Genomic DNA, 15,511 nt, shown 5'->3' with positions numbered 1-15,511 from the left:
TAGATAGAGGATATTATGGCTGAAGATGCCTTAACAGTTGTTGCACTAAGAAATAAATTTTATAAAGACAGTCAACGTAAAGTAATACTTGCGTTGTTAATTGCTCTTATTGTCAATATAATCCTGGCTGCGCTATTAGTATATATGATTACCCATCCACCAGCTCCTAAATATTTTGCTACGAGTATTAATGGCCGTATTACGCCCCTATTTCCTTTAAATGAGCCAAACCAATCAGATTCAGCTGTATTGCAATGGGCAAATCAGGCTGCTATTGCTGCATTTACTTATAATTTCGTTAACTATAGAGATGAATTACAGGCTTCCTCTGGGTTTTTTACACCCGAAGGTTGGGATCAATTTCTAAACGCTTTACAGCAGTCAAATAACCTGGATGCAGTAAAGGCTAAAAAACTGATTGTTTCTGCTGTAGCAACGCGCGCGCCCATTATCTTGCAAAAAGGTGTGTTGAACGGAAATTTTTCATGGCGTGTACAAATGCCTATATTAGTAACATACCAGAGTGCCAGCGAATTTACTCAGCAAAATAATGTGGTTACTATGTTAATTACTCGTGTTTCTACTTTAAATTCGCCAAGGGGAATAGGTATATCGCAATTTGTTGTAGGACCTGCCGCAGGTGGAGTGTCTTAATGAAAAAGCTGAACTGGTTTTTAAAGTTTTGTTTGATGTATGGAATAGCCTATTGGATACCTGGTCCAGCCTATGCACAGGATCAGTCTGATAGTGCCCAACAAGCCTTACAACAGTTACGCTTACTACAACAACGATTATCACAAAATCAACCAGCAGGACAACAAGGTCTGCCACCAGGGCAAGCCGCTCCGGCACCTGCTCCCGGTCAAACTCCTCCACCGGCCCAAAATCAAGGGCCAAATATTCCTATTCCTCTTGCAGGTAATATTTATAAGCCACCAGCTGCAGCTCAAACTCCTCCACCGGCGGCGGCTGCGCCTAATCCTAATGCGCCGCAGATAATAAGCCAAACTGATGAAGAGGTTATTGACAATAAAGCATTTAAAGATATGACACGAAATATCTATCCATTGAGTACGGAGCAAATTGTTCATTTAAGACAAATAAGTGAAACTATGGAGTATGCTAAGGCCTCACCTGCTGGAACCCCTCCAAAGCCTACAGCAACTTCTCAATTTGTGAATTTATCTCCAGGCTCGACTCCCCCTGTCATTCGGTTGGCACAAGGATTTGTTTCTTCATTGGTTTTTCTTGATTCATCAGGAGCACCATGGCCGATTGCTGCTTATGATTTAGGTGATCCAAACTCATTTAATATTCAATGGGATAAAACAAGTAATACAATAATGATTCAAGCAATGAAATTATACAATTACGGTAATTTGGCCGTCCGTTTAAGGGGTTTAAATACACCCGTGATGCTAACGCTTATACCAGGACAAAAAGCAGTAGATTACCGAGTTGATTTGCGGGTTCAAGGTTTTGGACCTAATGCTAAAACCATGCCTCTAGAAACAGGCATTCCACCCTCAGCAAGTGAATTGCTTCTTCATGTTTTAGATGGTGTGCCTCCTCCTGGAAGTAAACGGTTAAGTATTACTGGAGGAGACGCACGTGCATGGTTAGCTAATGACAGAATGTATGTTAGAACCAATCTTACAATATTGTCGCCGGGCTGGTTGGCAAGTATGACCAGCGCAGATGGGACGCATGCTTATGAAATGCAAAAATCACCGGTGTTATTAGTTTCCTGGCATGGGAAGGTCATGCAGCTCAAGGTAGAAGGGTTATAAATGGCTGGCAGAAAAGAAAATATAAAATCGCTTTTTTCTAATACTCGGACACGAGTTATTATTATTTTCACAATAGTATTAATACTGATTGCTATAGTGGTAGGGTATCTAAAATTAAGATCGATTAATACCGGACCTTCAGCAGTTGCAACTGTTGGGCAAGGTCCAGGCGGTATCCAATCCATTCCAGGCGTTCTTAGCCCAACAGCTCAATATGCTAAATTGCAAGAAGAGCAAAATGTTACTCAGGCACAAAAAGCGGAGCAAACAGGTGGAAGTGCTATTCCAACAATTATCAGAACTCAAGCTTTGGGTGAGGGGGTTGGCGTTATTGGTTCCCAAGGTGGGCAAACTGGAGTAGGTTTTGCGACATTAGCACGTGAGGGTGAAGAGGGATCACAAAAAAGTCTTTGGTTGCAAACACTACAAAACGCGGGTTGTTCCAAAACGGCTGTTCAGCAGGTTATTAGCCAAGGGGCACAATTGGCTGATTTAAGGGGAGCATGTAGCTGTGTGCAATTAAAAGATAATGGTTTTACTTTAATGGAACTAAATCCAGTTTGTCCCTGTAAAGAATTAAAAGCTGCAGGATTTAATGCAAGGCAACTTAAAGATGCAGGATATACAGCCTCAAGACTAAGAGAATGTGGTTTTAATGCGTGCGAATTACGTAATGCAGGGTTTACTGCTCAGGAAATGAAAGATGCTGGTTTTTCTGATGATGAATTGAAAGGTGCTGGATATACTCCAGAGGAGATAGCTCGAGCCAGTGGTTTACCGGCTGGAATAACTGCTGCGGATGTACGGAAAGCTGGATGTAGTGTCGATGCATTGGTTAAATTACGTAAAGCTGGGGTTTCTGCTTCTGCAATTCGGCGGATAAGTGGATGCAGCGTAGAACAATTAAAAGCGGCTGGCTTTACTGCTAAAGAATTACGCGATGCAGGATTTAGTGCAGCAGATTTAAAAAGAGCCGGTTTTACTCCCGAAGAATTAAGAGCAGCAGGGTTTACCGCCAGAGATTTATTAAATGCAGGATTCACCCCAGATGATCTTGCTAAGGCAGGCTATTCTGCAGCAGATATAAAAGCGGCAGAGAATGAATTGCCGCCGGGTATTACTCCTGATGATGTAAAAAAAGCGGGTTGTGATGTTGATGTATTAAGAAAAGAAAGACTGGCAGGAGTTAGCGCAACGTTAATTAAAAGATATGCGGGATGTAGCGCCCAGGCATTAAAGGCTGCTGGCTTTACCGATGCAGATTTAGCGAATGCTGGATTTACTCCACAGCAAATTGGCTCTGCAAGCCCGCTTACTGATGCACAAATTAAAGCTGCCGGTTGCGACCCAGATAATCTGAAGAAGCTTTTCGCAGCAGGTGTTTCTGCAAAGCGCATTAAAGAATTAAACGGATGTAGTGCTTCAGCATTAAAAAATGCAGGTTATGATGTGCAATCTTTAATTGATGCTGGGTTCACCCCATCCCAACTTCTTGCCGCAGGGTTTACTCCCCAGGAATTGCAAAATGCTGGGCTAATTCCTGCAGAGGTAGTTGCAGCAGCACGTACTGCAGATTGCAGTGTTGATGCATTGAAGAAAGCACGTGCCGCAGGAATTAGTGCGCTGACCATTAAGAAAACCCTTGGATGTTCTGCAAAGGCGCTAAAAGATGCTGGTTATACAGCTAAAGAGCTCAAAGATGCCGGTTTTACAGCTGCCGAACTCAAAGCGGCGGGTTTTAGTGCTAAAGATTTAAAAGATGCGGGTTTTAGTGCCAAAGAGTTAAAAGATGCAGGTTTTAGCGCTAAAGAGTTAAAAGACGCAGGATTTAGTGCTAAAGAGTTAAAAGATGCAGGTTTTAGTGCCAAGGACTTGAAAGATGCAGGTTTTACAGCTGCACAACTCAAAGCGGCGGGTTTTAGTGCTAAAGACCTGAAAGATGCAGGCTTTAGTGCCAAAGAGTTAAAAGACGCAGGCTTTAGTGCTAAAGAGTTAAAAGATGCAGGTTTTAGTGCCAAAGACTTAAAAGACGCTGGATTTAGTGCTAAGGACTTAAAAGATGCAGGTTTTAGTGCTAAGGAGTTAAAAGATGCAGGATTTACAGCTGCAGAGATGAAGGCGGCGGGTTTTGGTGCTAAAGAATTGGCTGATGCAGGGTTTGGTGCGGCTGACTTAAAAAATGCTGGGTTTAGTGCAGCAGAATTGCAGAGCATTCAAACTGCTCCCGACGGATCACAAGTTGCAGGCTTGGGTGCACCGAGTATTCAGCAAGGTGCATTTAACCTTGGTGGAGTGCCCACATTGGGTCAAGGACCAGGAGGAGCTGCTGCAGTACCACTACCAGGCTCCACTGAGAGTAACCAACAGTTGCAATCCATTATCAACAGACAAAATCAGCAGCAAGCGGAGCAAAAATATCAACAGAAAATCCAACAAAAAACTTCTGATATGCTAACGGCTGCGAATCAATTAATTGCAGAATGGAAAAATGTACCTACACAGAGCTATACCGCAGGAAGTAAGGAAGATGAGAAGGCGGTAGCTGCAGGAGCTGGCCCTGGAGGGCCAGGCGGGGCGGCTCAGTCTTCAACGACTACTGTATCTTCTACGCAAGTAAATATGATTAGAACAGGTGACGTGCTTTTTGCTGTAATTGATACTTCAGTTAATAGTGATGAGCCAGGTCCTATTCTTGCCAGTATCGTTTCAGGAAGACTTAAAGGTACCAAGCTTATTGGTAGCTTTAATTTACCGTCGAATGCTAATAAAATGGTTATTACATTTAATACGATGTCAATTCCGGGCGCGCCAAAAACAATTCCAATCTCTGCTTATGCAATTGATCCTAATACGGCAAGAACTGCTCTTTCCAGTAAAACAAATAACCATTATTTACTGAGATACGGATCCTTGTTTGCTTCCTCGTTTCTAGAGGGCTTTGGTAACGCATTTCAGTCTGCCAATACCACGGTTACCATTGGAGGTACAGGTGGCGGCAATAACGTGACTGTTGCTAATGGAGTGGGGCGTTCTACACTTGAAAATGCTGTAATTGGTTTGGCTACCGTTGGTAAGAGATGGGGACAGCAAGCACAAGTATTATTTAATACACCTACAACTGTTGAGGTCTATGCAGGGACTCCTGTGGGGGTTTTATTTACTCAGGATGTAAAATCTATTTAATTTGATGGTAGGTAAAAATGGCAGATAATGATCAAAATGATGAGTATAAATTCGCTGAATTAGATTCTCTTGAGAACGAGCCACTAGAGAGTTCGGAGTTTGATTCGAAAAGCGCTATTCCTACGGAATCAGGAGGAAGGGAACCTCCAAAAAATATCAAACGTAATGCTTTAATTGCGGTGGGTGTAATTATTTTTGCTATGTTGATGTATCAATTTATCGGTGGGATGTTCTCTAAATCTACTCCTAAAGAGAGCGAAGCTCCTGCCCCTATAGCGGAAATAACGCCACAGCCGAAGGAAGTTCAAACTGAAATTCCACCTGAACCAATTCAGCAACAACCAGTAGTTCAACAGCCAATCCAGCAACCAGTAGTCCAACAGACGCCTCCACCCGTGGTTCAAGAGAGTTCGGCGTTACAGCAGAAAGTGGCGTCTATTGAGTCGAGCCAGCAAACGGTTCAGTCCGAGGTGAGCTCAATGAATCAGCAAGTAAGCAACATCAATAATAATGTAAACGCATTAAACGCACAAATTACAAAACTAAATCAGGTTATTAACGATTTAAACACTCAAGTTGTGAAGCAATCAGAGGTAATTAATGTATTAATTGAACGAACAAAACCGAAACCTGTTAAGCGAGTAATTCATATAAAACCAGCATCTCCGCAAATAAATTACTATATAAATGCAGTAATTCCTGGTCGGGCTTGGCTAATTGGCACAAATGGTTCTACACTTACAGTAAGAGAAGGATCAAAAATCGCAGGATATGGGGTAGTTAAGCTTATTGACTCTATGCAGGGTCGAGTTTTAACGAGCTCAGGGCGAGTAATTAGATTTAGTCAAGAAGATAGTTGAGGTGTTTGTATGGCTGATACATGTACGGGCGGAACAGTAGCTTGCTGGATATCGGGTCAGGTTAATATATTAACTAATGTCGCAAATTCGTTGATCCCTGTAGAACGTATGATTACAGGGGGAGCTTATCTAATCGGCTGTGCATTTTTGTTCAAAGCAGTCTATAGTTTAAAGACATATGGTGAAGCTCGGACTATGATGTCAAGTAATACTAGTATGAAGGAACCAATTGTATATTTGCTAGTTGGTGCGATATTTATTTATTTTCCATCGGCGTTTTCATCATTAATGGTGAGTACTTTTGGTTATCAAAATGTTCTCCAATATGCTCCAGTAAGCAGCACTAATCCAACACTGGATACTTTATTTGGTACTGGAAGTGTGGTGGGGAGGCCTTTGACAATTATTATTCAGGTCATCGGTTTAATTGCCTTTGTAAGGGGATGGGTGTTGATTGCGCGTTCTGCTTCGCAAGGACAGCCACCAGGAGGAACGGGAAAAGGTTTAATACATGTTTTTGGAGGAATATTAGCAATCAACATTGTAGGTACAATTGAGATGATTAATAATACTTTATATGGGACATCGTGATACAAGGCAGGGCACGATTTTTATTTTAGTTAATTTCTGTAATTTAAATTGGGGAGAAAAAGGTGAGTAAAGTTATTAGTAAATCTAGTTACAAATATTGGTTAAGCAGTTTTGTTTGTTTAAGTGTATTGGTTTTGGTGAGTCAAGATGCTGCCGCAGGGCAATCAATAGGAAACATGGCATCAACGATTACCTCGTCATTTACAAACTTAACCAAATTAATCACTGCAGGCTCTTATCTGGCCGGATTGGGTTTCTCAATTGGCGCTATTATGAAATTCAAACAGCACAAAGATAACCCGACCCAAATTCCAATAGGTACACCAATTGCTTTAGTTTTTATTGCTGCGGCCTTATTGTTCCTACCTTCTATTTTAGGAGTAACCGGGGTAACAATGTTCGGAGGCAGTGGTGGTACAACTGCTGGACCTACAGGAACAGTTTATACAACCGGCAGCTAATAGCATAGTAGTTGCTTATATAATAAAAATGGTAAGATTCATTTCTGATCCTCTCCCTGCTAAAGGGTAGAGGATCTTTTAATAGGTATTAAATAAATAATTGCCAATAAAGTTTATTATAAATGTGAGCCAAGAAGATGGCAGTTAATCAACAACAACACAAATTAAAATTAATGGCTACGCCTGGTTCATGGCGTTTATATTCAGCCAGGAAGGTTGACGAACGATTTAAAGCGTTTGAGCAAAAAGTATTTCAAAGAGATAGATATACGTGTAGATTTTGTGGATTTCAAGCGCGCTTATTTCAAGAGGTGATTAACCTTGATAATAATTATGCCAATAATAAATTGGATAACTTAGCAACCTCTTGTTGTTTTTGTGCACAGTGCTTTTTTATTGAGTCTGTTGGTGTTGGTGGTTATGGTGGAGGAACTTTGATTTATCTTCCCGAGCTAACCCAACCTGAATTAAACAGCATATGTCACGTATTATTTTGTGCGATCACAAACGATACCGGATATAAATCCAGTGCACAAAATATTTATCGAGCATTCAAGTTTCGTTCACAACTTGTGGAGGAAAAATTTGGAGAGGGAACCAGTGACCCTGCAATATTTGGTCAGCTGATGATCGATGCGGGTGTAAGTGACGAAGAGAGAAGAGCTCAATTGTTTAAAGATATACTTCTATTGCCTTCGCGCGCCAAATTTCGTAAACAGATTGAAAAATGGGCGGCTAGTGCATTGGAAGAAATTTCAAGTTAGTTAAATGTGAGGAACGGAATGGCGCATTGGTCAGAATCATTTTTTGAAGGAATAGATACCTTCTTTGCCTGGCTAAGTACTTCGCTCAAGCAAACAACAGAATCTTATATTGACTTAGAAACAGCAGATAGTCCAACAGTATTGGTTAATCATGATGGTTCTTTGGTATCTATTTTGAAAATTGAAGGTGTATCAGCTCTTATTGGAAGTGTAGAATTTGACAATTTGGTTGCGGGTATCACTAACTCATTTCAGGGCGCTATGGGACGTCCAGGGCATGCCTTACAGGTTTATTTTAGCCATGATAAACAAAACATAAGGAAATTGATCCAAGATACTTACGAACCAGCTACAGCTAGTGCAAGAAGACTGGAACTTAATTTAACGGACTTGTTTGAGGAGCGAGTCAATTATATGGCGCAGTATTGCGCGGAAGAACGTGTCTATTTTGTGTTAATTACACGACCATTCAATTTACCCTCTGAACAATTGAAAACAGCAAGTAAAACTAAAATGAAAATGATCAAAGATATGAAGGCTCCTCCTTTTAAAAACAGCCAGACTATCTATGCAGCAATTCCAGAGCTACGTGATACTCATGATGCGTATGTTCGTTCCGTTATGAATGATTTAGATTCGCTGCATGTTTTCGCTAAACTACTGGAAGTTCATGATGCAATACATGCAATTCGCATGACTGCTGACCCTGATTATACGGCAGATGATTGGCGTGCAAGTTTACCCGGAGATAAGGTTACGGTTCGTGAAATTAATAGTTTTGACGGTGATGCTTCTGATTTATTATGGCCCTCATTAGCAAAACAAGTATTTCCTCGTGATGCAGAAGTATTGGATTTACGTACGGTTAGGATTGGAGATAAGATTTACTCATCAACCTACCTTGATTTATTCCCAAAAGATCTAAGACCCTTTATTCAGTTATTTACACGTATATTACCCGCACATATTCCTTGGAGAATATCTTTTTTAATTGAAAGTGAAGGACTAGCGACCATTAAGCTTAAAGGACTTCTAGCGGCGATTCTAACTTTTAGTTCAGCACAAAATCGTTTGATCAGTGATTCGGTGAACTTATTAAAATACATACAGCTTAACACCGATGAGGCAATAATCCGCTTACGAGTTGTTGCCACTACTTGGGCGCCTGAAGACAGGTTGGCGTTATTACGTCAAAGAAGTTCTGAATTAGTAAAAGCAATTGAAGGTTGGGGATCAACCGATGTTTCAGAAATTTGTGGCGATCCTTTTGGTGGTTTTGTTTCCAGTATGTTAGGTGCTACCCTTAACAGCATGGCAGTCCCTACAGTTGCTCCACTGAGCTCAATCGTTTCGATATTGCCTATTACGCGTCCTGCTTCACCTTGGTCAAAAGGAGCATTACTCTTTAGAACGCCTGATGGTAAACCTTGGCCATTCCAGCCAGGATCCACGGAACAAACGACTTGGATTGACTTGGTTTATGCGCGTCCAGGTTCTGGTAAATCCGTTTTATCCAATGCGGTTAACTTAGCTTTATGCTTATCCGGGGGATTATTACGATTACCACGTATTGCGATTATTGATATTGGACCTTCAAGTAGTGGTCTCATCTCATTGTTGAAAGAAGCACTACCGGCATCAAAACGCCACTTAGTTGCTTATCACCGTTTACGAATGACTCCTGAGTATTCAATCAATCCTTTTGATACTCAATTAGGGTGTCGGTATCCTACGGCACTAGAGCGTGCTTTTTTAGTTAACTTTATTACTTTATTAACTACTCCCCTTGGAGCGGAAAGACCCTATGATGGTATGCCGGATCTGGCGGGTATGGTAGTAGATGAATTATATAAAAGTTTGGCTGATGAATTTAATCCAGCACCTTATTCCCCTGGGGTAGAGGAATTTCTTGACAGTATTTTAGAGGAAATTGGATTTGTTCGTGATTCAAAATCAACCTGGTGGGAGGTGACAGACTCACTTTATTCCGCAGGTTTTGTACATGAAGCGATGCTTGCTCAACGTTATGCAATGCCTTTATTAGCTGATGCTGCATCAATTTGTCGTACCCCCTCTATCGAAGACTTATACGAAAGAATAACGGCACCAACAGGTGAATCATTAATTAATGCATTTTCGCGAATGATCTCTGCTGCAGTTCGTGAGTATCCTATTTTGTCGCGTGTGAGTAGTTTTGATATTGGTGATGCGCGTGTCGTATCGCTTGACCTTGATGAAGTAGCGAAAAGTGGCGGGGACGCTGCTGACAGACAAACTGCTGTTATGTACATGCTGGCACGTTATGTATTGGCAAGGCACTATTATTTAACTGAAGAGAGCTTAAACAACATACCGGAACAATACAAAGAATATCATCAAGAAAGAGTGCAAGAAATTCGAGAAGATCACAAACGTATTGTATATGACGAGTTTCACCGTACTTCAAAATCTGCTGCAGTGCGTGAGCAGGTTATTATCGATATGCGTGAAGGCCGTAAATGGAAAGTACAAATTGCTTTATTATCACAATCGGTAGATGACTTTGATCCTGTCATGATCGATTTTGCTACTGCAATTTACATTATGGATGCGGGACCTTCACAAGCAATTGAAAAAACCACTTCAATATTTGGACTTTCCGATACAGCAAAAACTGCGTTACGCACTCGAGTACATGGCCCAAGACAAGGGGGAGGTACTTTCCTAGCACAATATGCTACTAAAACTGGAGTAAATGTGCAGTTGCTTACCTTGACTTTGGGACCGGTTGAATTATGGGCTTTCAGTACTACCGCTGAAGATGCTACAGTGAGAAACCACTTGTATCGTCATCTTGGTCCCGCAGAAGCAAGACGTCTTTTGGCCGCATTATTTCCTAATGGTTCCGTTGCCAAAGAACTAGAAGCTCGATTGAATAATATGAAAGAAAAAGTTGGTTTGATTGAGGATGAGATGAAAGAAAGTATTGTAGAACAATTAATTAACGAAATTCTTGATGCCTATTCAAAAAATCCTGATGTTAAGAGTCTGCCTGCAAAATTAACGTGAGTTCGACATAAAAAGCATAAAATAATTTTATGCTTTTTATGTTGCTAAACGCATGTTGTTGGCTTTATTTGTGGTACGTACGGTTAATCTAAGCGAGCGTGCAGTTGCAATGGATGGAGTTAAAGCGACTGTGGATTCAGGCTGTAGCTTCAGAATGGATTTGATCACACTAAAACACAAAAAACATGAAAAATAGTTTCAGCAACGCTAATACCCTCCGGATACCCTCTTATAAAGTATTTTCAGATTTTGGGTCATCTATGTTCAACCCCATTTTTAGTAGTAATTGATTCAATTCTTTTACACTGTGAGGTGTACTCCAGAAATGAATTGGGTTACGTTTTATCTGACATAGGTTACGGATTTGCTGAATAATCTCTTGTGGATCAATCTCTGAGTCCTGTTTACCAAGAATCTCTTGTTGCAGTTTCTTAAATTCTTGGACTTTATGAGAATTAAGGCCCGAAGTATAACGATCATTTTCTTTTTTCTCAATATTGCAAATGAGCGCTGTCACGATGCTGTTTAATTTATCTTTTACTGTTAGGTCAGAAACTTGATCGATGTGAGGAGTAGATATAAAAGATATTGTTTTTTTATTTTCACTTTTCAACCCATGGGTTTTCAAATGCATCTGCTCATGTGTCGTACTGGAACCAGATACGGAAAAACCATTTTTTTCATAAAATTTCTTGGCCCTAGGATTGTCCTTTCGAACTTGTAGGCTAACCGTTAGATTCTGATTTGATTTAAATTCATCTCGTGCTTTATTCAATCCAGTGCTCATCAGATCCTGACCAATTCCTTTACCCTGAGAATTGGGGTGAACGCCAAAATTTCCAATAAAAAAAGAAGTTTTGGATAGTTTTTGTAAAAAGAGATAGCCATTAATTTTATTCGTCTCTTCGTCATAGGAAACGTAAGAATATCGTGCGTCAAAAAAACGTTCCATGTCACTTAGAGACCAGGGATCTTCGTCAGGAAAGACAATAGGATCAATTTCTAATATTTTACTTAAGTCACTCTTTAACATTGGACGAATAGGCATCGGAACATATCCATGAATGAAACACTATTATTATACGCGCAAAAAATTAATGAAAACTTAAGTAACTCGACTCATTAGATTTTTTAAACAATTGTCCAGCACAAAGTCCAAACAACTCACGTTAAATTCATTTAATACTCCCTTAAGAGAACTCCCATATAATCGGCCATGTTCTTAATCAAAAATAGATTTCTTGGAAACTTTACTACCGAGGAGAATTGTTTCGAAGATGCGGGTCTCTCTCTGTAGCGAGTTTTCCGAAGAAGTCTAATGGATTTGATAGGTTCAAATCCATTCTGAAAAGAATAAAACAACGGAATATTTATTTAGAATGAGGTCTATATGAAAAAAGTAATTGCCATTTTGTTTTCATCATTAATTACAATCAATACAAGTTTTGCTCTTGGTAACACAGAAATTCCTGATGAGATGTACATTAAAGAGCATTGGATCAGTTTAACGACGAGCTACGATATTGAAACAAAAACACGAAAACTGGGTACTTTATATAGAAAATTTCTAAGTCTCTTGTTGACCTATGAATTTTTTGATCCATTCGATAATAAATTGGCATATGCACGGTCAAAGTTTTTTTCGCTGACTGCTCACTTTGATGTTTATGATAATTATGAGAATTTTATTGGGTCGGCTGATGAAAAACTGTTTGCCTTTTTCCCAACGTTTGATGTTTATGGACAAGATGGCTACACCAAATTGGCTAAGGCAAGTATGAATTTTTGGGGTACAACGTTCACAATTTATGATCCTGTAACCGATAGAGAAATGGCAACTTTATATCGGCCATTTTTTAGACTGAAAAATGATTGGACCTTTAATATTACCGACCGAGCTTTATTCAATCAAAAAGAAATTGATTCTCGCGTGTTGATGACTGTAATTGCATTCCAGGGCGATAGAGAATATTGGGAAAGTACTAACCGAGATTACCTACGAGGAGTTACGAAAAAATCTCCCCAAGCGAACGAAGTCACATCAGAACAGGTAAATGAGCTTTTGGAAAAAATTGCTGCAGCCAGCAAACAAGAGGGGTTAGATAATATAGGAAATCCTGATCCAAAAATGATGGATGCTGTTGCCAACGAGTTGGAAGAGAGTTACAAAAAATTGCATGTCCCTGATGAATCAACACAGACAAGTAAGGAAAAGCTTGATACGTTCACTGAATATTGTTTGAGTTTAGTACAATCAAAGGCTCTTACCTATGAGAAAAAGAAAGCGATTCTTTTCTTACTTAAGGCACGATTGGAAGGCGCAGCAAACGCAATGTAACAAAATGTCCGAAGTTAAGTGAATCGTATTTCAACCGTAGCTGGAGTGATATATCATCCCCAATCTACAATTTTGTAATAGGTCATGTGGGGAGCGTTCCTGTTATTTGGATGCATTGTAGGGTGCAGCGGAACCCGGGTTCCGCTGCGCTGCACCCAGGCTACAATGGAGCATAGCTGGTTTGCAATTAGATTTTTTTGAACAGAAGTTAAGAGGCTCTAAGAGGTAACGTTACAATTACCTTTAATCCGCCCTGCAAATTATTCGTCAATGTAATATCTCCTTGATGCATTTGAATAATTTCTCGGGCGATTGTTAATCCGAGTCCTGTTCCTCCTGTACTACGTGAGCGTGAATTTTCGCCACGATAAAAAGGTAAGAAAACCTGCTCTAGATCCGCTTCTGCTAATCCTGGACCTTGATCCGTAATGGTAATTTCCACCTTATTTTGTAGGCTAATTAGATGAATCATTGCCCTATAGCCATAATGAACTGCATTATTGATCAAATTATTAAAGGCACGTTTGAGTAAGTTTACTGTACCATAACAAACCAGTTTTGGGCTTTCACTAGTAAAACTAACATCATAATTCAGTTCAATAGCATCATCTTTTAATGATGAAAGCAAGGCCACCAAATCAAAGAGTTGAGGTTTTTCTTCAACATTCACATCTCTAAAATAATCCAGTGTTTCTCGAATCATGAGTTCCATCTCATTAATATCAGTCATTATTTTGCTGTAATTGGGATCATCTTCCAAATATTCAGCACGTAATTTTAAACGAGTTAAAGGAGTACGCAGATCATGCGAAATCGCGGTGACCACTCGAGTTCGATTTGCTAAAAGCTTATTCACTTTTTCCTGCAGGTCATTAATTTTTTTAAAAATAGTTTTTTGATCTTGATTTCCTGTTACTGGGATAGGTAACCAGTTGTCTTGATGTTCACTGTAATGAAGACTTTGGATTAAGGTGTGTATTGGTTGATTTAGTGATCTAACCGCCCAATAATTAATGAAAAGCAAAGCGCCTACTAGAATAAGAAACAAACTGACTATTGAATTTGCCTGCCTTGGGAAAAAAGAAATTACTTTGATATTTAGCCAATTATTTTCCTTGAGAAATACCGAAAATTCCAATTTTTTATTTTGTTTTATCAAATTAAAAAGAATTGGGGCTTTTAAAGTCAACAATGCATTTTTATCGTATAAGGGTTTAGGAGATAAGGTTATTTCTGCCCAGGAAATACTTTGATTTCTAAGGATTAAAGGCCACATTGACTGAGGGTTTTTTTGTAACAGTAGAACAAGATGGGTTAATGATCGCACTGCTTTGGGAGGAAGAGGGGAGCGAATGTTTTCATAATAATATTTTCCCAACTGCATCAGTGAAAAAATGATTAATAGATTGCCTAGTATTAGTCCCACCAATGTTTTTTTTGCCGTTTTGGTTAATTGACTCATATCAAATCAACCTTAGTTTTGAATTGGTAGCCACCTCCGCGAATCGTTAATAATAATCGCGGGTTACGTGGATCAAGCTCAATTTTTTTACGCAAGCGACCTATAAGGACATCAATTGTTCTATCTTGTGAATCACAATCTTTCTCATATAACAAATCCATTAATTGATCGCGGCTTAAAATACGTCCAGGATGCTCTAAAAAAATGACTAACAGCTCGTATTCTCGTTGGCTTAATGGGATAGCGACAGATTCTTTATCAATCAAAGAATGGGTATTGCGATCGAGGATCCAATTATCGAAATGTATTTGTTGTAATGGAGTGAGTTTTTTACGATCATGCTCCAATTCTCCTTGAGTACGTCGTAATTGCGCTTTTACTCGTGCCAGCAATTCACGGGAACTGAAGGGTTTGGAAATGTAATCATCTGCTCCTAACTCCAAGCCAGCAACTCGATCAGCAATGCTGTTTGCTGCGCTAAGCATAATAATAGGCATACTGTGAGTTTGACGAATCATTTGGCATAAATTTAATCCATCAATTCCTGGAAGCATAATATCTAAGATAATTAAATCAAAATTATTTTCTCTTAATAGTTGTTTGATGCTTAAACCATTCAAGGTCCAGGTAGTTCGAAAACCATTTTTAATTAAGTAATCATTAATCAAGTGCGTAATTTCTTGATCATCATCAATAATCAATATGTGACTTTTTCGTGTACTCATGAATCACCTGGTAAAATAATGTACGCAGGCATTATAACAGTAAACTTCTCTATGTTGAGCATTGTAACAGTGTTGTTACAAGAAACACCGCATTTGTCATATTCCTATTACATTGTCTTATTACACTTGCCCATAGACTCTTCCAAAACCCTACTGCAGAAAAGACCTGCTTCGTTGGTACGGTGCTCGAATCATGTACTTGGACTTACACTCCGGTTCTGCGCTTCGTGTTGACTCGCGTTGCTCTCTCAGCAGCAAGTTTCGAAAGAGGTCTAATGAAACCTAATAG

13 protein-coding genes are annotated in these 15,511 nt (G+C 39.6%); 9 read left to right on the top strand and 4 right to left on the bottom strand.

The genetic code is table 11. From position 1 onward, the window contains the following. Positions 1-15: 15 nt before the first annotated feature. The 8 genes from Lani_RS04970 (at position 16) to Lani_RS04935 (ending at position 10,697) form a co-directional block, all read left to right on the top strand. The gene (locus Lani_RS04970; RefSeq protein WP_058388437.1) at positions 16-654 is read left to right on the top strand and encodes a type IVB secretion system apparatus protein IcmL/DotI; all 639 of its coding nucleotides are present in this window, start codon (positions 16-18) and stop codon (positions 652-654) included. Continuing rightward, positions 654-1,790: a DotH/IcmK family type IV secretion protein gene (locus Lani_RS04965; protein ID WP_058388436.1), complete on the top strand. Its 1,137-nt coding sequence runs from the start codon at positions 654-656 to the stop codon at positions 1,788-1,790. The genes Lani_RS04970 and Lani_RS04965 overlap by 1 nt, the downstream gene beginning before the upstream one ends. Next, entirely contained in the window at positions 1,791-4,973 is a 3,183-nt protein-coding gene (gene dotG / locus Lani_RS04960; protein ID WP_058388435.1) for a type IVB secretion system protein DotG/IcmE, read from the top strand. Positions 4,974-4,990: 17 nt separating this feature from the next. Further along, the gene (gene icmG / locus Lani_RS04955) at positions 4,991-5,833 is read left to right on the top strand and encodes a type IVB secretion system protein IcmG/DotF (protein ID WP_019233487.1); all 843 of its coding nucleotides are present in this window, start codon (positions 4,991-4,993) and stop codon (positions 5,831-5,833) included. Between the two features lie 9 nt (positions 5,834-5,842). Beyond that, complete coding sequence (locus Lani_RS04950) at positions 5,843-6,424, top strand: hypothetical protein (RefSeq protein WP_058388434.1); 582 nt, start codon at positions 5,843-5,845, stop codon at positions 6,422-6,424. A 62-nt stretch (positions 6,425-6,486) separates the two neighbouring features. Further along, the gene (locus Lani_RS04945) at positions 6,487-6,885 is read left to right on the top strand and encodes a hypothetical protein (protein ID WP_058388433.1); all 399 of its coding nucleotides are present in this window, start codon (positions 6,487-6,489) and stop codon (positions 6,883-6,885) included. 137 nt (positions 6,886-7,022) lie between these two features. Further along, positions 7,023-7,649 (top strand): type IVB secretion system protein IcmJDotN, encoded by a 627-nt coding sequence (icmJ, locus tag Lani_RS04940; protein WP_019233490.1) that lies wholly within the window; start codon positions 7,023-7,025, stop codon positions 7,647-7,649. Positions 7,650-7,667: 18 nt separating this feature from the next. Next, positions 7,668-10,697 carry a type IV secretion protein IcmB gene (locus Lani_RS04935; RefSeq protein ID WP_058388432.1) on the top strand — a complete coding sequence of 1,010 codons (3,030 nt, stop codon included), beginning with the start codon at positions 7,668-7,670 and terminating at the stop codon, positions 10,695-10,697. A 36-nt stretch (positions 10,698-10,733) separates the two neighbouring features. On the opposite strand, the gene Lani_RS21025 is transcribed toward Lani_RS04935, so the two are convergent. Next, complete coding sequence (locus Lani_RS21025; protein WP_263291246.1) at positions 10,734-10,865, bottom strand: hypothetical protein; 132 nt, start codon at positions 10,863-10,865, stop codon at positions 10,734-10,736. A 61-nt stretch (positions 10,866-10,926) separates the two neighbouring features. Continuing rightward, positions 10,927-11,745: a GNAT family N-acetyltransferase gene (locus Lani_RS04930; protein ID WP_058388431.1), complete on the bottom strand. Its 819-nt coding sequence runs from the start codon at positions 11,743-11,745 to the stop codon at positions 10,927-10,929. Between the two features lie 342 nt (positions 11,746-12,087). On the opposite strand from Lani_RS04930, the gene Lani_RS04925 reads away from it, so the two are divergent. Further along, a complete protein-coding gene (locus tag Lani_RS04925; protein ID WP_019233493.1) occupies positions 12,088-13,035 on the top strand; it encodes an LURP-one-related/scramblase family protein in 948 nt (315 codons plus the stop codon). A 208-nt stretch (positions 13,036-13,243) separates the two neighbouring features. Here Lani_RS04925 and Lani_RS04920 read toward each other — a convergent pair whose 3' ends face one another. Both Lani_RS04920 and Lani_RS04915 read right to left on the bottom strand, forming a co-directional pair. Further along, a complete protein-coding gene (locus Lani_RS04920; RefSeq protein ID WP_058388430.1) occupies positions 13,244-14,497 on the bottom strand; it encodes a sensor histidine kinase in 1,254 nt (417 codons plus the stop codon). Next, entirely contained in the window at positions 14,494-15,222 is a 729-nt protein-coding gene (locus Lani_RS04915) for a response regulator transcription factor (protein WP_058388429.1), read from the bottom strand. The genes Lani_RS04920 and Lani_RS04915 overlap by 4 nt, the downstream gene beginning before the upstream one ends. Between the last annotated feature and the right edge of the window lie 289 nt (positions 15,223-15,511).

It is taken from the genome of Legionella anisa (assembly GCF_001467525.1).
GTDB classification, from domain to species: domain Bacteria; phylum Pseudomonadota; class Gammaproteobacteria; order Legionellales; family Legionellaceae; genus Legionella; species Legionella anisa.
The sequence above is the reverse complement of the archived record's forward strand: the minus strand, read 5'-3'. Positions and strand labels throughout refer to the sequence as shown.